This is a genomic window from Megasphaera cerevisiae DSM 20462, from assembly GCF_001045675.1.
Taxonomy (GTDB): Bacteria; Bacillota; Negativicutes; order Veillonellales; family Megasphaeraceae; genus Megasphaera; species Megasphaera cerevisiae.
Genome location: NZ_LEKT01000008.1, coordinates 57,122 through 77,762 on the forward strand (window position 1 = coordinate 57,122; position 20,641 = coordinate 77,762).

27 protein-coding genes are annotated in these 20,641 nt (G+C 44.2%); 26 read left to right on the forward strand and 1 reads right to left on the reverse strand.

The window, feature by feature from the left end:
• The first annotated feature begins 1 nt into the window (after position 1).
• From AB840_RS04110 to AB840_RS04230, 26 genes are all read left to right on the forward strand, one after another.
• Positions 2–1,246, forward strand: coding sequence for a PBSX family phage terminase large subunit (locus AB840_RS04110; protein ID WP_048513562.1), 1,245 nt, complete (start codon positions 2–4; stop codon positions 1,244–1,246).
• Between the two features lie 11 nt (positions 1,247–1,257).
• Positions 1,258–2,691 (forward strand): phage portal protein, encoded by a 1,434-nt coding sequence (locus tag AB840_RS04115; protein ID WP_048513563.1) that lies wholly within the window; start codon positions 1,258–1,260, stop codon positions 2,689–2,691.
• Positions 2,684–2,845 carry a hypothetical protein gene (locus tag AB840_RS17425; RefSeq protein WP_169749394.1) on the forward strand — a complete coding sequence of 54 codons (162 nt, stop codon included), beginning with the start codon at positions 2,684–2,686 and terminating at the stop codon, positions 2,843–2,845. Before AB840_RS04115 ends, AB840_RS17425 begins: the two co-directional genes overlap by 8 nt.
• Positions 2,846–2,902: 57 nt before the next feature.
• Positions 2,903–3,529, forward strand: coding sequence for a phage scaffolding protein (locus tag AB840_RS04120; RefSeq protein ID WP_048513564.1), 627 nt, complete (start codon positions 2,903–2,905; stop codon positions 3,527–3,529).
• A gap of 14 nt (positions 3,530–3,543) precedes the next feature.
• The gene (locus AB840_RS04125; protein WP_048513565.1) at positions 3,544–4,512 is read left to right on the forward strand and encodes a major capsid protein; all 969 of its coding nucleotides are present in this window, start codon (positions 3,544–3,546) and stop codon (positions 4,510–4,512) included.
• Between the two features lie 10 nt (positions 4,513–4,522).
• Positions 4,523–5,587 (forward strand): minor capsid protein, encoded by a 1,065-nt coding sequence (locus tag AB840_RS04130; protein ID WP_048513566.1) that lies wholly within the window; start codon positions 4,523–4,525, stop codon positions 5,585–5,587.
• A 4-nt stretch (positions 5,588–5,591) separates the two neighbouring features.
• The gene (locus tag AB840_RS04135; RefSeq protein ID WP_048513567.1) at positions 5,592–5,960 is read left to right on the forward strand and encodes a head-tail connector protein; all 369 of its coding nucleotides are present in this window, start codon (positions 5,592–5,594) and stop codon (positions 5,958–5,960) included.
• Positions 5,957–6,322, forward strand: coding sequence for a hypothetical protein (locus AB840_RS04140; RefSeq protein ID WP_143745054.1), 366 nt, complete (start codon positions 5,957–5,959; stop codon positions 6,320–6,322). The genes AB840_RS04135 and AB840_RS04140 overlap by 4 nt, the downstream gene beginning before the upstream one ends.
• Positions 6,322–6,702 (forward strand): HK97 gp10 family phage protein, encoded by a 381-nt coding sequence (locus AB840_RS04145; RefSeq protein WP_048513569.1) that lies wholly within the window; start codon positions 6,322–6,324, stop codon positions 6,700–6,702. The genes AB840_RS04140 and AB840_RS04145 overlap by 1 nt, the downstream gene beginning before the upstream one ends.
• Complete coding sequence (locus AB840_RS04150; RefSeq protein ID WP_048513570.1) at positions 6,699–7,169, forward strand: phage tail terminator family protein; 471 nt, start codon at positions 6,699–6,701, stop codon at positions 7,167–7,169. Before AB840_RS04145 ends, AB840_RS04150 begins: the two co-directional genes overlap by 4 nt.
• Positions 7,170–8,297 carry a phage tail sheath subtilisin-like domain-containing protein gene (locus tag AB840_RS04155; RefSeq protein ID WP_048513571.1) on the forward strand — a complete coding sequence of 376 codons (1,128 nt, stop codon included), beginning with the start codon at positions 7,170–7,172 and terminating at the stop codon, positions 8,295–8,297.
• A gap of 18 nt (positions 8,298–8,315) precedes the next feature.
• Positions 8,316–8,771, forward strand: coding sequence for a phage tail tube protein (locus AB840_RS04160; RefSeq protein ID WP_048513572.1), 456 nt, complete (start codon positions 8,316–8,318; stop codon positions 8,769–8,771).
• A gap of 28 nt (positions 8,772–8,799) precedes the next feature.
• Positions 8,800–9,171: a phage tail assembly chaperone gene (locus tag AB840_RS04165; RefSeq protein ID WP_048513573.1), complete on the forward strand. Its 372-nt coding sequence runs from the start codon at positions 8,800–8,802 to the stop codon at positions 9,169–9,171.
• 175 nt (positions 9,172–9,346) lie between these two features.
• Positions 9,347–12,340, forward strand: coding sequence for a phage tail tape measure protein (locus AB840_RS15765; protein ID WP_053078136.1), 2,994 nt, complete (start codon positions 9,347–9,349; stop codon positions 12,338–12,340).
• Positions 12,340–13,053, forward strand: a complete 714-nt coding sequence (locus AB840_RS04175; RefSeq protein ID WP_048513574.1) for a hypothetical protein — start codon at positions 12,340–12,342, stop codon at positions 13,051–13,053. Before AB840_RS15765 ends, AB840_RS04175 begins: the two co-directional genes overlap by 1 nt.
• Positions 13,050–14,447: an XkdQ/YqbQ family protein gene (locus AB840_RS17520; RefSeq protein ID WP_048513575.1), complete on the forward strand. Its 1,398-nt coding sequence runs from the start codon at positions 13,050–13,052 to the stop codon at positions 14,445–14,447. Before AB840_RS04175 ends, AB840_RS17520 begins: the two co-directional genes overlap by 4 nt.
• A 6-nt stretch (positions 14,448–14,453) precedes the next feature.
• Positions 14,454–14,879 (forward strand): DUF2577 domain-containing protein, encoded by a 426-nt coding sequence (locus AB840_RS04185; RefSeq protein WP_048513576.1) that lies wholly within the window; start codon positions 14,454–14,456, stop codon positions 14,877–14,879.
• On the forward strand, positions 14,876–15,313 hold the full coding sequence (locus tag AB840_RS04190) for a DUF2634 domain-containing protein (RefSeq protein WP_048513577.1): 438 nt from the start codon (positions 14,876–14,878) through the stop codon (positions 15,311–15,313). Before AB840_RS04185 ends, AB840_RS04190 begins: the two co-directional genes overlap by 4 nt.
• Positions 15,306–16,343, forward strand: a complete 1,038-nt coding sequence (locus AB840_RS04195) for a baseplate J/gp47 family protein (protein ID WP_048513578.1) — start codon at positions 15,306–15,308, stop codon at positions 16,341–16,343. The genes AB840_RS04190 and AB840_RS04195 overlap by 8 nt, the downstream gene beginning before the upstream one ends.
• On the forward strand, positions 16,340–16,882 hold the full coding sequence (locus AB840_RS04200; RefSeq protein WP_048513579.1) for a putative phage tail protein: 543 nt from the start codon (positions 16,340–16,342) through the stop codon (positions 16,880–16,882). Before AB840_RS04195 ends, AB840_RS04200 begins: the two co-directional genes overlap by 4 nt.
• Positions 16,882–17,454 (forward strand): hypothetical protein, encoded by a 573-nt coding sequence (locus AB840_RS04205; RefSeq protein ID WP_048513580.1) that lies wholly within the window; start codon positions 16,882–16,884, stop codon positions 17,452–17,454. The genes AB840_RS04200 and AB840_RS04205 overlap by 1 nt, the downstream gene beginning before the upstream one ends.
• A gap of 11 nt (positions 17,455–17,465) precedes the next feature.
• Positions 17,466–17,789 carry a hypothetical protein gene (locus AB840_RS04210; protein ID WP_048513581.1) on the forward strand — a complete coding sequence of 108 codons (324 nt, stop codon included), beginning with the start codon at positions 17,466–17,468 and terminating at the stop codon, positions 17,787–17,789.
• A 4-nt stretch (positions 17,790–17,793) separates the two neighbouring features.
• Positions 17,794–18,210, forward strand: a complete 417-nt coding sequence (locus AB840_RS04215) for a hypothetical protein (RefSeq protein WP_048513582.1) — start codon at positions 17,794–17,796, stop codon at positions 18,208–18,210.
• Positions 18,203–19,309 (forward strand): hyaluronate lyase N-terminal domain-containing protein, encoded by a 1,107-nt coding sequence (locus AB840_RS04220; RefSeq protein WP_048513583.1) that lies wholly within the window; start codon positions 18,203–18,205, stop codon positions 19,307–19,309. Before AB840_RS04215 ends, AB840_RS04220 begins: the two co-directional genes overlap by 8 nt.
• An 11-nt stretch (positions 19,310–19,320) precedes the next feature.
• Entirely contained in the window at positions 19,321–19,629 is a 309-nt protein-coding gene (locus AB840_RS04225; protein ID WP_048513584.1) for a hyaluronate lyase N-terminal domain-containing protein, read from the forward strand.
• Between the two features lie 47 nt (positions 19,630–19,676).
• Positions 19,677–20,204, forward strand: coding sequence for a hypothetical protein (locus AB840_RS04230; protein ID WP_053078137.1), 528 nt, complete (start codon positions 19,677–19,679; stop codon positions 20,202–20,204).
• A gap of 181 nt (positions 20,205–20,385) precedes the next feature.
• Here the strand turns inward: AB840_RS04230 and AB840_RS17750 are convergent.
• Positions 20,386–20,641: hypothetical protein (locus AB840_RS17750; RefSeq protein ID WP_236684545.1), on the reverse strand; the 256-nt coding region annotated here is incomplete at its 5' end.

A 20,641-nucleotide genomic window follows, 5' to 3' on the forward strand; every position in this document is an offset into this window, starting at 1 on the left:
TATGGAAGTAAATATCGCTAATATTATTTCACCGGCGTTTGATCCGGTGTTCTGGGATATACAACAGCATACGCATACGTTTTATTGGCTGGCTGGGGGCCGTGGCAGTACAAAATCTTCCTTTATCGGAGGTATTGAAGTACCGACGTTATTGATGCAGCATCCGCAGTGCCATGCCGTCGTCTTGCGTAAGGTAGGCAATACCATCAAAAACAGTGTATATCCACAAGTACAATGGGGTATTGATCAGTTGGGTGTTGCTGACCGTTTCCGCTTCAAAACGTCGCCGCATGAAATCACGTATAAGGCAACCGGACAGAAGATTTTGTTCTTTGGGGTAGATGATCCGACCAAAGTCAAGTCCATTAAGCTGCCGTTTGGGTATGTGGGGATTGTGTGGTTAGAAGAATTGGATCAATTCAGCGGAATGGAAGAAATCCGGAATTTGTTTCAATCTCTGCTGCGTGGTGGCGAAGAATACTGGGTGTTTTGTACGTACAATCCGCCGAAAAGCCAAAACAACTGGGTGAATGAAGAAATACTCTTTGATGATCCAGACCGGCTAGTACATCATTCTACATATTTAGACGTGCCTAAAGCGTGGTTAGGCGATCAGTTCATCCTGGAAGCCGAAAAGCTCAAAGCTAAGAATGAAGTGCTGTACAAGCATGAATACCTGGGCGAAGTCACCGGCACCGGCGGGGCTGTGTTTGAAAACGTATCAGACTTGCGTATGAGTGACGACATGATCGCACAGTTTGACCGGCGGCATTATGGGTTGGATTTCGGCTTTGCGGTGGATCCGTTGGCATTTAATGCGATGCACTATGATGCAAAACACGAAGATTTGTATATATTTGACGAACTGTATCAACAGAAGCTGACAAATAAGCGGGCAGCTGAAATGATTAAACAGAAATATAACTCTTGCCGCATCATTGCTGATTCGGCTGAACCTAAAAGCATTGTAGAAATGCGCGGGTTTGGCTCAAATATCACGGGAGCCAGAAAAGGCCCGGACAGTGTGGAGCATGGTATGAAATGGCTGCAGGAACGGGCACATATTTATATTGATAAGCAGCGCTGTCCCAATACCTATAAGGAGTTTGTCAATTATGAGTACGAGCGCAATAAGGACGGTCAGTTTATTAGTGCCTATCCGGATAAAAACAACCATGCGATTGATGATATCCGGTATGCCATGGAAAAAGAAATGGCCCGCAGCCGGTTACGCATTATGAAATGAGGTGAGTACCGTTGAATTTGGATGCAGCAAAGAAGTTAATAACTCAATATATAGAAGGGCATGCCGAGTTTATTTCCAGTGCCGAAATTGCAGAACGGTATTATCGGGTACGGAATGATATTTTGTTCCGCAAACCAAAGACGAAGCCAGGAAGCGAAACATCTGAAGTTGTTAATCCATTGCGGAATGCAGACAACCGTATCCCCCATAGCTTTTATGAATTGCTAGTAGATCAAAAGGCTGCCTACATGTTTACAACGCCGCCTCTTTTTGATGTGAAAAACGATGAAATGAACCAAGTTATTGCCAATGCATTAGGGGATGGGTGGGCGAAAAAAGCAAAACTATTATGTGTGAATGCCAGTAACGCAAGGATTGCATGGCTGCATTATTGGATGGATCCAGAAAGTGGGTTTCAATATGGCGTCGTACCTTCCATGCAAATTATTCCGGTATGGTCTAAAAAACTAGATCAAAAATTACTTGCTGTACTTCGTGTGTATAAGGATATTGATGCAGATACAGGCGATACTTACGATGTATATGAGTACTGGACAGATACAGAGTGCCAGGCTTTCCGTAAACGAGCTGCAGATGAAATTACAACAGGCCTAATGGACTATCCTTGTTTTACTGATTTTTATGAAGCTGGATTATCCGATTCGAACAACGTTATGCACCATGATTTTGGTGCGGTGCCGTTTATCCCGTTTTTTAACAATTCTATACCCAGTAGTGATTTAGATCGTGTCAAAGCACTTGTTGATGCTTATGACAAAACCTATAGCGGTTTTATGGATGACCTCGAAGATATACAAGAGGTCATTTTTGTTTTGACAAATTATGGTGGTGCCGGTGAAAGTGGCGAGCTAAATAAGTTTTTGAAAGACCTCAAATATTATAAAGCTATCTGTACAGACAGTGATGGAGCCGGCGATAAAAGCGGTGTGTCGACACTTACGATTGATATCCCGGTGGAAGCTCGAGATAAAATGCTTGAAATTACACGTAAGGCGATTTTTGACATGGGACAGGGCATTGATCCACAACAACAAGGCTTGGACGCTACCAGCGGCGAAGCAATGAAATTTTTATATGCTTTGTTAGAACTCAAAGCAGGATTAATGGAAACGGAATTCCGCCTTGGCTTTAATCAACTGATACGCGCTATTTGTAAGGTAAATAAACGGGACTGTGGCACGATTATTCAAACATGGACACGTACCAGTATCCGTAATGATGCTGAATTAGTGGCAATGTGTGCTCAATCAGACGGAATCGTATCTCGAAAAACTATCCTGAAACATCATCCCTTTGTAGAAAATGCGGAAGATGAGGAAAAGCAGCTGCAGAAGGAGCAGAAAGATAAAGAGGCGCAATTGGATTCCTATGATGGCGATTTGCATGATCCAACTGGCAATAAAGGGGGTGAAGGGAATGTATAAATGGCTGATTGCGTATGTTAAGCAGTTTGGCAAGGATTTTCCTATTACTGCCGTTGCTGACCATACGGAATATGAGATTGTCCGTATCATTCAAACCTGCTGCCTGACGAATACGGAGTATAGTACAGGTACATCGACACCATCGGGAACATAAAATTCTATTCGAGGCAGGTAACCTCGGTAAAAACCGGAAAATTAGGAGGAATATAGCATGACAATTGAAGAATTTGTGGCACAAAAGTTAGGAATTGCAGAAGATCAGCGGCCGGCAGCCGTTACGGCTCTTAAAGGGTATTTGGACGGGGAGTATGTCACCAAGTCGCGTTTTAATGAAGTCAATGAAGAAAAGAAAACGCTTACCGGACAAATTGCCGACCGGGATAAACAGTTGGATACGCTGAAAAACAGTAAAGGGGATATGGAATCCCTGAAAAAACAGATTAAACAGCTTCAGGATACCAATGCAGTACAGAAAACCGAGGCAGAAACTAAAATGAAGGAACTGCAGTTTACCAATGCTATTAAATTAGCCATAGCGGATAAAGCGCAGGATGTGGATATCGTATCTGGACTGTTTGATAAAGAAAAACTCATCCTTGGCCAAGATGGAAAAGTGACCGGGTTAGATGAACAATTAAAAGCACTGGTAGAAAGTAAGCCGTTCTTATTCAAAAATGATGGTAAGCCGCCTAAGTATGATCCGGCGGGCGGTTCTGGCGGTGCAGGAAAAAATCCATTTGCAAAAGATTCATTCAATTTGACAGAACAAGGGAAATTATTAAAAGAAAACCCCGAACAGGCACGGTCGTTGGCCGCGGCAGCGGGGGTAACTATCTAAAGGAGTGATGAAATATGCCAGGAACTACACTAGTGGACGTTATTGTCCCTGAACTTTTTAATCCGTATGTAGTCAATCGTACCATGGAGCTTTCGGCTCTCTTTAATTCCGGGATTATCACAACAAGCCCTGAATTTACAAAACTTGCCAGTGAGGCTGCACGTACTCACAATATGCCTTTCTTTGAAGATCTTACCGGTGAGGCACAAAATATCGTCGAAGGGAAAACAATTGATTTTCAGAAAATTACATCGAATAAAGACGTATCGACAACCATTATGCGTCAGCAGAAGTGGTCGGCAACAGACCTTTCTGGTGCACTTGCCGGATCTGATCCGATGCGTGCTATTGGTGATTTAGTATCAAGATACTGGGCTCGGCAATATCAGAAAGAACTTATTAATCTGTTAACTGGTGTCTTTGCAGCGGCGACAATGGAAGATCATGTACTTGATATTTCTTCTGGTACAGGGAAAGCTGCTAATATTTCCGCCTTGGCGTTCATGAATGCCTTGCAGCTGTTAGGTGATGCACAAGATCAGCTGACGGCCGTAGCGATGCATTCGGCAACTAAAACCTACCTCAAACAGCAAAACCTTATTACTACAGAACGTGATTCTTCGGATGTGGAATTTTCGGCATATCAGGGGAGACGCGTTATTGTCGATGATGGTTGTCCTGTGACTTCTGGGGTATATACGACGTATATTTTCGGGCAGGGAGCCGTTGCATTTGGTGAAGGATCTCCGGTTGATTTTGTACAGACTGAAACTCGGCGGGATCCGGATGTAGGTGCCGGTGTAAATATGCTTTATAATCGCCATTGTTTTATCATGCATCCTCGTGGAATCGCATGGCAGAATGCTAAGCGTGAAAATGTGGAATCACCTACGCGGGCGGAATTGGCAGATGCTACTAACTGGAAACGCGTATACGAGCCTAAGCAAATTCGCATGGTTGCTATTAAGCATAAAATCGCGTAAGGAGTAGACCATGAACAGTGAAGAATACTGGGCTCAACGTGCAGAAGAGCGGGAGCTGGCATGGCACAAAAAGAGTCAGAATACTGTTGAAATGGAATTATCCAAGGCCTATCGAGATGCATTGGGTAAGATTCAGACTGAGATAGCGGCGCTGTATGGCCGATATGCCAAGGACAATCAGCTTACTATAGCAGATGCCCGGAAACTCTTAATGGGGGCAGAGTATCGAACATGGCGGATGGGCCTGCAGCAGTATGTTGCTATGATCCAAAAGACTAACGACAAAGGATTGTTGCGGGAATTAAATACGTTGGCCATGCGTAGTCGCATATCTCGACTGGATAAACTGTATAGCGATACGCTCATGGAACTCGATACGCTTGGACGCACTGCTATAGGACAGATGGATCATTTTTTGACTGATGCGTATACAGATAATTATTATCATGGTTTGTACGATATTGGTCAAAAGTGGAAAATCACGAATCCAGTGGCGCAGGTGATTCCTAAAGATGTTGAACAGGTATTGCGAACGCCATGGAGCGGAAAAAATTATAGCGAACGGGTATGGAAAAATACGCAGAAGCTGAATCGGTTGCTGCAGGATGAAATGGTCACGGCAATACATCGTGGTGAAAGTTTGCAGAAAATAGCAAAGGTAGTTACGCAGCGTATGGATGTAAGTATCAGTAATGCGACACGGTTGGTTCGGACAGAATTGAATTATGTACAGAATCAGGCTGCTATAGACAGCATCGCCGAATCCGGCATGAAGTACTATACGTTCATTGCAACGCTGGACCGCCGTACATCGCAAATTTGCCGGGCCCATGATCGGCATGTGTACTTAGTAAAAGACGCACAGCCGGGAACAAATATGCCACCGTTGCATCCGAACTGCAGATCTACAATATTTGGCAGTTTAAGTGATCATGCAGACGGCAGCGGTACCCGGATTGCCAAAAACAGCAATAATAAAAGCATTCATGTACCGGCCAATATGACATATGATGATTGGCACGCTATTTATGTAGATCAGACAATGACGCTTAAACAGTGGCGAAAGGAGAAATAACACGATGACACAAGATGAAGCCGTACAAGCTATTATTGAAAAAGTGCAGATCAGGAAAGCCCAGCAAGTCACAGATACGGCTAGCCTTACCTTTTTTGCTGAAAAGTTGGTAGTAGATATTTTAGACTATTGTCATCGTGATGATTTTCCGCCTAGTTTGGTATATACCGTTGCCGATCTCATTTGCAAACGTATTGATGATGAAGTGAAAGCTGCTGCCGGTGCTCCGGGTCCTCTCAAGAGATTGCAGCAGAATGACACTACCTATGAATGGGCAGTAAATGCGACCAATGCTGCAGGGATTTTAAGTGATGCTGATTTTGATAGTATTAAACCCAAATTGAATCGATGGCGAAAGGTTGTATGGCCATGATACAAAATACATACTTGAAAGACTTATTGTCCAGCATCATGTATACGGATACTGTTACGGTAACCAGGCAGATGCCTACCATTGATGAAGAAGGTGCTGATGGATACAAGCCGGTCGATGTATATGTCAATATTCCCTGTAAATTGTCTCAGTATGGTAAAGAATTAGAATCGAATCAGGAAGACAGAGCTTTTAAACTGCGGACTGATTTACGGCTTTGCATGGATCCGAAGTACAAAGTGTTGCCAAACGATATTATGACTGTTTGCCATGAGGACCAGACATTTGTCCTATACGCTGCCCAGCCATTTTGTTATGAAGATCATCAAGAAATATCCGTTCGGCGAAGGGAGGAAGCCTAATGAACATATCTTTTTCGGGATTTGAGGAATTGAATGATAAGTTGTCCGAATTAGCGCAGTCCGGCACTGTGAAACGCAATCAATTTGCAGCGCAGCAGGCAGAGATACTGCTCGGAAAGACAAAAGATAATACCCCGACAGATACCGGTCAGCTAAAAAACGCATGGCACCGTACAACTGCTGTTGGTGGAGTTGTGCGTGTGTACAATAATACGAAATATGCGGCTCATGTGGAATATGGTCATCGGGTTCGGGCTAAAAAAGGCGGGATGACGAATAAGATCATTCCCGGCAAAAAAATGTTGCACCTCGGTATGCTGCAAACCGGAAAATCATTTAAGGCAAATGCGGACACTATGTTGAAAGAGCTGCTGAAATGATTACATTACGAACAATAAAAGCAACGATCATAGCGGTACTAAAAACTAAATACCCGGATTATAAGGTACATTTTGATAACGTGGAAAAATCAGATGCACCTTATTTTTATGTCGAGATGCGTCCAACCGCAAACACGTGGGATCGCATTATCAGCGAGCGAATTATTCAGATAGATATTCAGTTTATCCCTCTGCTCGATAAATATGGTCGTGCAGACCGAAACATACTATATGATATGGCTGACAGCATGGAGGTAATGTTTCGGCCAGTATTCCGGATTGAAGACCGATATATTACGGTGTTGGAAGCAGAAACCACATTTTTTGATGAAATACTGCATTATATTTTTAATCTTGATTTTGCTGATGCATTCACAAGCGAAGAAATCGGCGGTATTCAGTACGAACTGATGCAGCAGTTAGGACTCGAACTGAACGGTCAAGAGTTGAATGAGGAGGAATTATAAATGGCAAATGAAGCAGAAGTCTTTGGCTTGCCGCAAGTCCTGATTAATTTCAGGACAAAGGGTACCACTGCAATCAAGCGATCTGCCCGCGGCATTGTAGCTATGATTTTGCGATGCGAGACTACGGACGTGATCCAGACGTATAAGATTGCCGACGTATCGGATATTCCCAGTACGTTGAGTGAGGATGCGCAGGATCTGATCGAAAAATGTTTGGACGGGACTCCGCTCAAAATTTTGTTGTATACGCTGCCTGCGGCATCGGTTGAATCGGCCACAAAGACACAGGCTGATGTATTGAAAATGTTGACCAGTATCAAGTGGAATTATTTGTGCGCACCCATGGCCAGCGGTACGGATCAGGCAGACCTTGCCAGCTGGATTAAATCCATGCGGAATAACAAGAAAAAGACGTTTAAGGCGGTATTAACGGCACAGGCAGCCGACCATGAAGGGATCGTTAACTTCTGTACAGGGAATATCAATGTGCAGACCAGTACGGATACATCCGGGAATGCCGTATATACAACGTATACCGCATTGCAGTATACGGCACGAATTGCCGGAATTTTGGCAGGACTGGCACTTGACAGATCGGCCACGTATTTTAAACTGACCGAAATTGAAAGTGTGGAAGTGTATGAAGATATTGATGAACTGATTGATCAGGGGCAGATGCTGCTGTTTGATGAACAGGACGGCGACGGGGTGAAAATCGCCAGGGCCTGCAACAGTTTGACAACGTTTACAACCGACAAAGGGGAAGATTTCCGGTATATCAAGATTATTGAAGGCATTGACTTGGTTACAGATGATATCCGGGACACTTTCAAAAAATACTACGTTGGCAAGGTTATCAATGATTATGATCATAAAATGTTGTTTATTGCTGCTATTCTTGTTTATTTTTCTGAAATTGAGGGAAATGTACTGGATAAGGATGCGGGCAATTCGGTAGATATTAATGAAACATATCAACGAAATTATGCCATCCTTAAAGGAGCAAACGTAGACGATATGACAGCTCAGCAGATTAGAGAATATAACACTGGCGATACTGTTTATTTGGCCGGTTCCGTAAAATTTGTAAATGCAATGGAAAACTTAAATATTGATTTTACGATGTAAGAAAGGAGGTAATGTACTATGACAAGAGCTGCAGAAGATGTGACCTATCGTGGTCGCCGGCGGTGGAATGGAAGCCACGGCAAAGTATGGTGGGATAATGAACTGCTTTTTGAAATTGAAAAATTTGAATGTAAGGTAACGGCTAACCGTGAAGATGTTATTATTGGCAATAGCGTTGATAGTAAGATCGTATCCCTCAAGGGAGAAGGCACAATTACTATAAAAAGTGTTATCAATCGTAATATTAGTGCTTATCTTGAAGCTTGGAAGTCTGGACAGGATCCGCGGGCAACATTTGTTGGATTAATTGAGGATCCGGATGCAGTGGATAAGCAGAAAGAACGGTGCAGTATTGATAATGTTTGGTTTAACGAGCTGGCGATTATGAATTTTGAAAAAGGAAAAGTAGTTGAAAAAGAATTTCCGTTCGGTTTTACACCGGAAGATGCATCGTTTATGGAAACAATTTCGTAATAGTTGTTTATTTAGGAGGAATGAGAATATGGCAGCAGTAAGTATTCAAGATTTAATTAATAAAAAAGATCAGATTCAGGCACAGAAACAGGAAACGTATGACTTAGATACTTCTATTGGAACGATTACCGTTAAAAAGCCTACCCGGTCATTTGTGTTGGAGGCGTCTAAGTTAGAAGAGTCAGGTGAAAGTGATAAATATATGATTTTAAATTTAGTGACTGCACCGAATCTTAAAGATGCATCTTTGCAGCAAGCGTATGGATGTACGGAACCGACAGATATTGTGGACGCATTGTTTGATCCTGGGGAAGTTGTGGGTGTTTCGAAGAAAATTATGGAATGTGCCGGTTATGGCAAGGATATTAAAACTGCGGTGCATGAAGAAGTAAAAAACTAATTAACGAGAACTGGGAAGCGGCTACGGCCGCTTTTCTGGTTCTCCGGGGACATCCATTAAATTATTTCTTTTCCTTATCTGAGACAGAAAAACTATTCTGTCATGCAGCAATGGAATTGGAACTTAAACGGCAATATGATATAGCGGCGTGGATTGCGACAGGAAGGAGGCAGCCATGAACGGATATGTACTTAGTGCCACACTGGAACTGAAGGATAAGTTAACCGGTACGGTAAACGAGGCACGAAAAGGATTAAAGAATTTAAAAGAATCAGCGCAAGGGGTACCTTCCAGTCTGCAGTCTGCCGCTGCATCTTTTGAAAAAACAGGTGCGTCTGCAAAAATGCTGATATCTGGTGTGGAAGCGGCTAAAAAATCTTTATCTGGTATCAAAGGAACCTATACTACTCGATTGGAAGCTAAGGACGAGGCTACCTCTAAAATCAAGCGAGTGCAGGAAGAATTAAATCAATTCAAAGGTAAAACCTATACGGCCATGATCAATGTCAAAAATAACATGGCAAAAGACGGCGGTATGGGTGGAAAATTATCAAACGGCATGTCTAATATGGCCGGCGGTATGCTCATGGGTACCAGTCTGCAGATGGCAGGAGCGGCCGGCATCGGGTATGGAATCTACGACACCATAAAGACATATATGGATTTTGAAGCCCAACTGTCGGAAATCAAAGCCCTTACGGGGTTAGATGCAGCGGCCATGGATCAGGTAAAAGAAAAGGCTATGGAATTAGGACAAGCTACCGTATTTGGCAATACAGAAGTAGCCAAAGGCATGGCCGAACTCCTGAAAGCCGGCGTGGATATCAAAGATGTATTAGGAGATGCCTCTGAAGCTGCCTTGAATTTGGCGGTTGCCGGTGATATTGCACTACCGGATGCCGCTGAAATCATGAGCACGGCCATGAACGCCTTTAAGGTAGATGACGCAACACATGCAGCTGATACTCTTGCGGGGGCGGCTAATGCCAGTGCAACGAGTGTAGGAGAATTGAAGTATTCTTTAGCAGCATGTTCTGCTGTTGCTGCTGGCGCGGGCATGAGTTTTGATGATACAAACACTGCCCTTGCCGTATTTGCGCAAAACGGACTCAAAGGATCGGATGCTGGTACAAGCTTAAAAACAATGCTATCTAACCTAGTACCCAAAGGAAAAACGGCTGTTGCAGCATTTGAAAAGCTGAATCTGCTTACAGAAAGCGGCTCGTCTGCCTTTTTCGATGCCGCAGGGAATATGAAATCATTGGCTGATATTGCCGGTCTTTTGAACAATCGCATGAAGGATATGACGAAAGAGGAACAGTTAAGCACGTTGTATGACATGTTCGGTTCAGACGCTATTCGTGGCGGCATGATCCTGCTGCGTGAAGGTGCAGACGGTGTAACTAACATGTTTCAGGAAATGAATAAAGTCACGGCAAAAGACGTCGCCATTGCTCGGATGGATAATCTCAAAGGAGATATTGAACAGTTATCCGGCGCATGGGAAAATTTTCAAGATACATTAATGGATAGTCATAATAGTTTTGGTTTGCGCGGATTTATTACAGAACTGACGGATGTTGTGCAATATGCCGGAACGGTCATTAAAGATGGATTCGATTTTTCGGATGTATTTAAGATTGCCGGTAAAGGTATCAATGATTTAAAAAATAAATTTCTGGAATTTGATGGCGTGGGTTCCGTGTTGGCCGGTGGTGTGTTAGCAGCCGGTCTCTATAAGATTACGAAATTGGCGCTCAAAGCGAAAGATGCCGTCACAGGACTAGGTGGCACAAAACTGGGTGGTGGTATAGGTGATGCAGCTGGTATGGCGCGGGAAATGATTGTAAATGCGCAAACCGTCATCGTAAACGGGCTGAAATCTGCGTCAGGAAACGGTACGACCATACTGGGTCCGGATGGAAAACCAATGAAACAGAAACCAATGCCCACGGGCACCTCTATTCCTAAAGCCTCTTCCCGATGGAGTAAGTTGCTAGGGCGGGCACCCATTATCGGGACAGTCCTTGCACTGGGAAGCAGCGCGCTGGATGTGGCATATGCACCGGAAGGACAGCGCGGGACAGCTGCTGCAAGTGCCATTGGCGGGCTTGGTGGTATGTGGGCCGGCGGCAAATTGGGGGCGATGAGTGGTGCGGCTATTGGATCTATTTTTGGCCCCGCAGGGACAGCGGTCGGGGGCGCGATAGGAGGGATTGCGGGAGGCGCTGCCGGGTATTTTGGGGGCAGTGCATTGGGAGAAACGGTTGCTAACGCTATTGATCTTTCCAGCAAATGGGACGCCATTAAAAAAGGGGCGTCCGAGACGTGGGATTGGATAAAAAATGGGGCTGCTACCGCTGTTCAATCGCTATCGGATACTTGGGGCGCAATATCGTCATGGTTTAGCAGTAATATATGGGAGCCGATAAAAAATGATGCCATAGGAGCATTGAATTTTATTGTTGGCATTGGGGCTGTTGTTTGGGATGCGATTGAGCCATATTGGGATGCTGCTGTTAATTGGATTGATTCCAATGTATGGCAGCCCATTGCAGATTTTGCCAGTTCTTGTTGGTCTGGCATAACAGATGTAGCCAAATCTTGTTGGGATTCTGTTACGGGTGCTTTTAGCACGGCTGCCGATTGGTTTGATTCCAACGTATGGCAGCCTATTACATCCTCTGTATCTGGGCCGGTTACTGCGATTGAAAACAGTTTTAGTGAAGCTGTAGGATCTATTAAAAGTGCGTTCGGCGGGCTTGCAGACTGGTTCAATGAAAATGTATGGGAACCTATTAAAAGCAGGGGCTCTAGTGCCTGGGGCTGGATATCTAATAACGTAAGTTATGTACAGAACAGAGGGTCAAAAATCACAGGTCTTAGTGGACATGCGACAGGCTCGTCCTATTTTGAAGGGGGCCTTACACAGATCAATGAGCACGGCGGCGAAATCGTGGATCTACCACAAGGCAGCCGTATCTACCCGGCCGCTACAACACAGCGGATTATTGAACAGCAGATGGGACGCAGCAGAAATTCATCCGGTGGCATTCTTTTTACTGGCAATACCTTTGTGGTTAGGGAAGAAGCCGATATTGATAAAATTGCACATCAATTGTTTCAATTGGCGGAACAGGCAAACCTGAATTACGGAGGTGATTACTAATGGGACTGGGCGCGCTAAGTAATGTCATAGAAATATTGTCGGCGGCATTAAGCGGGGGTACAGGCGGAGCGTATCGGCAGGTTATTCTGACACATGATACAGACAAGTTGATACTGCCTGTTACCCCTGCCACCTATAAAGTGTCTACGGCGCAAGGTAATAAAATCGTCAGTATTACGCAAGTGGGTGAAGCCTTAATTTTTGGGATGCCGAAGCTGCAAACCTTGACGCTGGAATGTTTTTTCCCAGCTCTTATTCATGATTATCCGTTTGTTGTGGGAGATACTAAATCTCCGGCAGAATGTGTACAACAGCTTATCAAGTGGAAAGAGACAAGAACACCGATTCGGGTCATTATTACCGGGACACCCGTAAACATGGCGATGGCTATACAAACATTTGATTATCGGGAACAAGACGGCAGTCAGGATATTTACTACACACTGGGGCTTACCGAATATAAAGATCTAAATACGCCAGCAGCCAATAATGATAAAGCGGTTGATAGTACAACAGGTCTAAAAGAACGAGCCGATAATACACAGGCAGCTACGTCGGCCACGTTGGTACAAAAAGGGGCTGATGTGCTGGATGCGGCCAAAAAATCATATGGCCAATATTCGCACTGGCGTCGTATTGTGCAATCTAATGATTTAAAAGACCTGGCAATTAATAATATTAGTAAGCTACGCAAGTTGGTGATTAAAAATTGATTATCAAACACAATGGTACAGATATATCCAAGTTGGTAAAGAAAATCACATGGTCCGGCGCACGGCTGCAGGTTGCCAGGAAGCTTATATTTGATTATGTGCAGGATGCGCGGGACCATAATTTGCCGAATTACGTAATTAATAATGGTGAAACTGTTTATGGATATGATGAAGATGGAAATTTGCAATTTCAAGGCAATGTGTACAGTATTGAAAAGAATACGCAGGAATCCAATATTACGGTCACTGCATACGACAATCTGTTTATTCTCTGCCGGTCGAAGACTACGCGTAAATTCACGAATATGACGCCAGAAGCGATTACCCAGGCTGTCTGTGCTGAGATGGGTATCAAAACAGGTAACATCATCGAAACGGGCAAACAGGTCAGCTTTATTGCGGCCGAAAAGACCGGGTACCAAATTATTATGCGGGCCTACACCGATGCTGCTAAACAAATCAATAATGCCAAATCCAACGCAAATGACCCGGATGTCTTGTATCATCTTGTGATGAATGGCGATGCACTGGACGTGATACAAAAGGGAACATTGATCGAAAAGGTCACAGCGGATCAGTATGTCAATGTGGAAAACAGTAACTATAAGGAAAGTATCGAGAATCTGGTCGATGTCGTTATGATTACCGATGAACAGGGCAATGTTACCGGGTATCAGTCCAATGAAGACTGGATAAAGAAATACAGCATGATACAGGATGTCTATAAATCCAGTCCGAAAGCTAATACGCAGGAAAAAGTAAAGGCCATGCTAAAAGGACCGGAACGCACTGGAACGATAGATGTTTTAGGAGATTACCGCGTCAAATCCTCGTATTCCATTACAATCAAAGACATACAGGCAGAACTTACCGGGAAATTTTGGGTAAAATCAGATTCGCATACCTTTGAAAACGGTATGCATTTTATGCGACTGGAAATCGAATTTGAAAATCTGATGAATGAAACCGAATGGAGCGATGGGAACGGCGTTGGTACCGGGAAACTTCCTGTCAGTAAGGGACTTACTGCTGGATATAAGGCTTGGGGCGGCGTAACAATGGACAACGGTCAAAATGGCTGTGCGGAAGCCGTTGGCAAAGTGGGGAGTTACTACAGCCCATTTTTGGCACAAGAAGCCAATGCGGGTGTGACCGGCGTTCCCACGATGGTAAGCGATGCGCAAGACAGCGGCATTGCCGTAGAATCATTTGATCCCGGTAATTTGCAAAAAGGAGACTGCATTGTCTATGGGGATAACGACCATGTTGTTATCTATGATGGTTCCGGAGGATATTATGGCAATAGCAGTAGCGCAAATCATGTTGTCCACAGCCATGATTATACGGACGTTGGCATGACACCGACTAAGATTATCAAGACAAGCAGGGGATGATCCACAATGGGAACCAAAAATACACCAACCGCAGCGCAATCTATGGCAAATATGGTCCATACCATGCATGGAATAGCGCAGGAAGAACGACCACAGGGCACTATGATTGGTATTGTGACAGCCCCGCCGCCGGATATCAAAGTAATGGTGAATAACATCGAACTTACCAAAGAGGATGTCTATATTTCTGAATATTTGCTCATTGGATATCAACGTACAGGAAAAGGGCACATTGTTAGTGCCACGCAAAACCGCGGCGGCGGCAGCGGCGATGCGGCGTATGAAAGTCATAATCATGATATCAACAATGATTATACCGATACGATCATTTATACCGACACATTAAAAGTAGGCGACAGAGTAAGTGTGATCCCGGTATATGGACAAGATGCACAGCTGTATATCATTGAGGATAAGGTGGTGAAGCTATGAGTGAGGAATTTCCTTTTGTAGGGACCGGGTCTGGTATGACGGATACAACGGCAACAGAAGATAATCTGTCAATGTGTCGGGAATATGCTTGGGATTTCGAGAAAAACTGTTTCCTATACAACGGGAATGGACAACATATCATGGTCGAGGGTGTGGAAGCCGTAAAAGTGTGGGTATATAAAGCTCTGCAGACGGAACGGTATCAATACCTTGCCTACAGTTGGCAGTATGGCATCGAAGTAAAGCCATTTATTGGCAAAGTCATGGGCGTGCAGGAGCGGTACAGCGAAATTAAGCGGATTATTATTGAGTGTTTAATGGTGAATCCATATATTACCAGCGTCGATTCGGTCGAATTTACGGCCACCGGTGATAAAGTGGTTTGTGAGGTAGATATTACGACCGTGTATGGGGAGGTGAACGTCAATGTATAGTGCCAGAGAACAAGCTGATATATTAGAAGAATTACAAATCAAAAGTACGACGGCTGCCAGCAAATTTGAGGGAACGTTTGAATATGATATATTTTCCTCAAATAGTATTGAATTTGCCAAAGCAGAAGTGGAGCTGGAGCAATTATACAAGGCGGCGTTTGCGGATACCAGCTGGGGTGATTATCTTACCAGGCGGGCGGCTGAAGCGGGCATTATTAGAAAATCGGCAGTTAGTGCAACGGGAACGGTTACAGTCAAAGGGAGTGGAACGCTTCCTACGGGGAGTATTTTTGCCACGGCAGCCAGTACACAATTTAAAACGCTGGCAACCGTGACGATTTCCGGCAGCACGGACGTAGCTGTGCAGGCTGTCATCGCCGGGGCAGACGGGAATGTGGCAGCCGGGGAAATTACAGTTATTCCCATGTCGATACCCGGCATTACCGGCGTTGTCAATGCCGAAGCCATGCATGATGGATACGATGAGGAAGATGATAGCAGTCTGTTGAGCCGATACCTTACGCATGTGCGGACTCCGGGAACGTCCGGAAACAAATATCATTATATGGAGTGGGCCACCAGCGTTTCAGGCGTGGGATCTGCTAAAGTGATCCCGTTATGGGATGGCCCTGGAACGGTTAAAGTTGTTATTGTCAATTATAACTATGAACAAGCAAGCGATACGTTAGTTCAAAGCGTTGCGGCTTATGTTGAAACGGTGCGCCCTATTGGGGCAACCGTTACCGTCGCCAGCGCTGCGCCCAAAGCCATTAATATATCCGTTTCTATTGATGGAACCTTGAATGAATCAACGTTTAAAGAAAATGTGAAAAATTACTTTATTACCATTGAAAAGAATATTATTAATTCGTCAGATACCGGCTACGTGTCTATTGCAAAAATCGGAGCGATTTTATTAAGTGATAACGGAGTAAATGATTACTCAAATTTAAAAATAAATGATGGGACAGCAAATATTGCATTGACGTCAGAAGAAATTGCCACTCTTGGGACGGTGACCATCTCATGACGTTTGAACTCTTGAGAACAACGCCGGTTAATGTACAGCGGTATTTGCCTGATTTTCTTGCAGAAGACCCCGTCTTTACACTGTTGCAAGGTGCTTTGTCCTGGGAGCATGAAAAACTTAGACTGGAAATTATTGATATGACAAAGCAATTATTTGCCAGCAGTGCCACTTGGGGGCTTGATGATTGGGAACGGGTCTATAATCTGTCTCCGGGAACGAATGATACGTATGAGTACAGACGGAATAAGTTACTGGAAAAAATACGCGGTGCCCGTACCAGTACCGTTGATGCGATGAATCAAATTGTACAAACGTACGGAGCTGGATACGTTGAAGAACATAATGATCTATATTATTTCAACTTATATACGACTTGTAAAGATGCTGGTATGATGCAGGAAATGCGAAAGCAAATTTTGACATCTAAGCCGGCTCATTTGGGAATGAATATTTACACCGGCTATAGTTGGAACGGGCATATTAATTTTGACGGCACCTACACCTATGGGTCCAGTAATATGGAATGGAGTGATGGATAATGAGCTATCTTAGTAAGTGGTTGAGCTTGTTCCCTAACGTTATCGGGAATCAAACACGGCCAGAAAACGGAATTGATAATACTATTGAGTATAATACGGACGGATTTCCGCAGCGGATGGCAAATGATCCGGTGCGGTATGACTTGGAAAATGCAATGGCCAGTCAGCTTTTTAGCAATGATGAGCGCCTAAAAGAAGATATAAAAAAATCTGCAACGGCGGCAAGTGATGAACTGGCAACTGCCGTTGCAGACCATAATAAGAGTATTGGGGCACATTCAGATATCCGTACTAAAATTGGAACGGATATAGGTACGCATAATAAAGATACTGTGGCTCATGCAGATATTCGTACTAAAATTGGAACGGATATAGGTACGCATAATAAAGATACTGTGGCTCATGCAGATATTCGTACTAAGATTGGAACGGACATCAGCGCGCATAATAAGGACACTGCAGCGCATACCGATATCCGGCAGCTTGTTTCCGATACAGTACGGGTAACGACGACCGCCAATAAGCCAGCATCCATGATCGATAATGGCTTGTGGTGCGAAATTGTCAGTTGAGGTGAGGGTATATGTTAAAAACAATTGATAATTGCATCTATCATACCCGGGGTGATACGGGAACTGTTGCGTTTGCGCCTACAGTGGATGGTGTCCTGATAGAAAAATATACGGCAACGTTTACGGCGAAAAAAACGTTTGATGATGATGTTCCTGTATTGCAAAAAACTGTGGATGCCGGAATGGTCACGTTTGAGCATGACGATACTAATAAGTTGGCATATGGCACCTACGTATATGATATTGAAGTGCAATATACGGATGTATATGGCAAGGCACAAGTCAAAACGTTTGGACCGTATAACTACTATGTCATGCCAGATGTAACGAGGTGAGTCTATGTCGGATTTACAAGGAGATCTGAAAGAAACAGCTGCTTCTTTATCGGTTGCTATTATTTCCGGTGGTAGTGTAGACGCCAGCTTGGGAGCAGTTGCCAAGGGTGATAAAGGCGATAAGGGGGACAAAGGTGATACCGGCAATGTAGGAGCCGATGGGAAAAGCGCCTATGCGGTTGCCGTGGATCATGGATTTGTCGGCACGGAAGCAGAATGGCTGAAACGTATTGAAAATGTAAGACAAGTTCAATATGCTGACATTTATTCGTTTCCCAAAGTCGGCAATCCAGATATTGTCTATATCGCAACAGAGGAAAATGCAACGTACCGGTGGGACGATGATAGTTTGAAATATTATTGTGTCGGCCGGGATTTTAACGCTATTGAATATATTTCAGGAGGTAATGCAAATGGCTAATAATGCAGTAGTGGCAAGGTTGACAGCACGGGCTGATACAGCAGCTAATTTCGCAACGTCTAATTTGGTTCTGCTGGCAGCGGAATTTGCGTATGAGACAGACACTAAAAAACTTAAATTCGGAGATGGTGTCACGGCATATAGTTCGCTCCCTTATTTTACAGGATCCATTGAAAGCGCGCTGGCAAGTTGTATGAAGATATCGGACTATAAAGGCAGTGCGGATGGTGTTGTGAAGACTGCAGATAAACTGGCGACAGCACGGACGATTAACGGCGTATCCTTTGACGGTACGGGAAATATCACCATTTCTGATAGTGATAAGATTCCTACATCACAAAAAGGCGTGGCTAACGGTGTGGCCACATTGGACAGTTCCGGGCAGGTGCCATCCAGCCAACTGCCAAGTTATGTGGATGATATTATTGAGGGCTATTACTACAGCGGAAAATTTTATAAAGAATCAACACACGTCACGGTCATAACCGGTGAGGGCGGGAAAATTTATATTGATATCAGTTCGACAGCAGATGCAAAGGCTTGTGAATATCGGTGGAGTGGTACTGCCTATGTTTCCGTTTCTAATCCATTGGATATCGCCAGTCAAGCGGAAGCAACGGCGGGTACTGATAATACGAAAGCCATGACACCCTTGCGTACAGAACAGGCTATTACGGCCAAAGGATACATAACCTCTGACGCGGCTACCAGTACATATGAACCGAAGATTGCAACAAAGAATTCCGCATTTAATGCCAGTTTGGCAACCGTTATGCCGGCAACGGAAACAGTCGGTGATGCCGGGGCTATCGGTACCAGTGCCGCTGTTGCAAGAGCCGATCATAAACATCCGATGCCGGCTAGTATGCCTCCTAGTGGTTCAGCCGGCGGAGATTTGACGGGATCGTACCCGAATCCGACCATTGGTGCTGGCAAGGTGTCCACGACTAAAATTGCCGATGGATCCGTCACAGCGGCCAAAATTGCCGATGGCACTATCACCGATGCGAAAATGGCAGCTGCCAGTCTATCTACATCAAAATTATTTGTCCCATCCGGAGATGTCCTTATACTTGATGGTGGATCCGCCTCTACGTAGGAGGTATCGGTATGTCGATTATTCGAGTTAAAGGACGATTAGAAACGGCAACAGGAACGGCTGCAGAGTGGGCGGCAAGTAACAAAGTGCTTCTAAATGGCGAACTTGGGATAGAAACGGATACAAAGTATGTAAAATGCGGCGATGGAAGTACGGCATGGAATGATCTGGAATATATCCGGTGCCCGTCTGATGTGACTTGCTCCGTGCAAGCATCGGCGGGATCGTCCGTGTGGATTGAAGTGCCATGGGAAAACGTCTATATTGCCAATACATCTCCGACCGGAACTGACGTAAACGTCATAGAAATTACAACGTAGCAGACTTAAGCGGGTCTGCTTTTTTATATTTGAAAGGAGTACGTACCATGTCCGTATTAAAATCAATTTTCCATCGTTACAATAAAACTGCCAAAGATTATGATACCTTGCATCCGGAAACAGAACATGCCCAGGTAACAGATTTTGGGCAGGGCGTGATTGCACATCTTGCCAGCAATGTATTAGCAAGTACGATCAGCAGTATTACGTCGGACAGCCTCATGGCCAAGCTGGTGAAGCTGGTCTTTAATGCCACGGGGGTACAGTATAATATCGCACAAAATGGGTATGTTAAATTTGGTGATTTGTTCGGCGGCCTAATTATACAGTGGGGAAATTACGATGCAATGCCTATTGATGCTACAACAAGAAAGATTGCTTTTAATATCTCAATGACGCATCTATGGAGTACAGTTACACCTAATTGTTATGACATTCCTAATATTGTCATTTCTCCTTATATTGCAAATGCTGATAGTTCTGGAATTTATGTTTTGATAGATTATGAAATAGGTCAAGGATATACGCCAGGATCAGCAACATCTAACATTTTATGGATGGCCCTTGGCAAGTAAACAGTGGGGAGGTAGCTACGAAGGTAGTGCATTAATACTTCCGATAGCGGCAACTGTCTGCGCCATTATTGGGATGCATGAAGGTGCAACCATACGGACAGTAACCTACAGCAGCTCAGGCGGCAAGTGGTTAGGAGACGATAGAGGTGCTTACCTATATTGGTTTGTAGTTACTAAGTAATTAAACAGTGCCAATTATCATAATGAATCCTTGCATAGTGTTAGAGTTGGCATATGTCGTCCCAAAGCGCAAAGAAGCCGATCCGTTGCTTACTGCTGTGCCACATGATGCGGCAGGGATAGAAGTGCTACCACCCAAATGCATCGCCCCTACATACATGGTTGTAGTGACTTGTAAAGGAAACGTGACTGTAGCATCGTAATAACGCACATTATTTGTTGTTTGACTGTAAGTAAATGTAAGTATTCCCCACTGT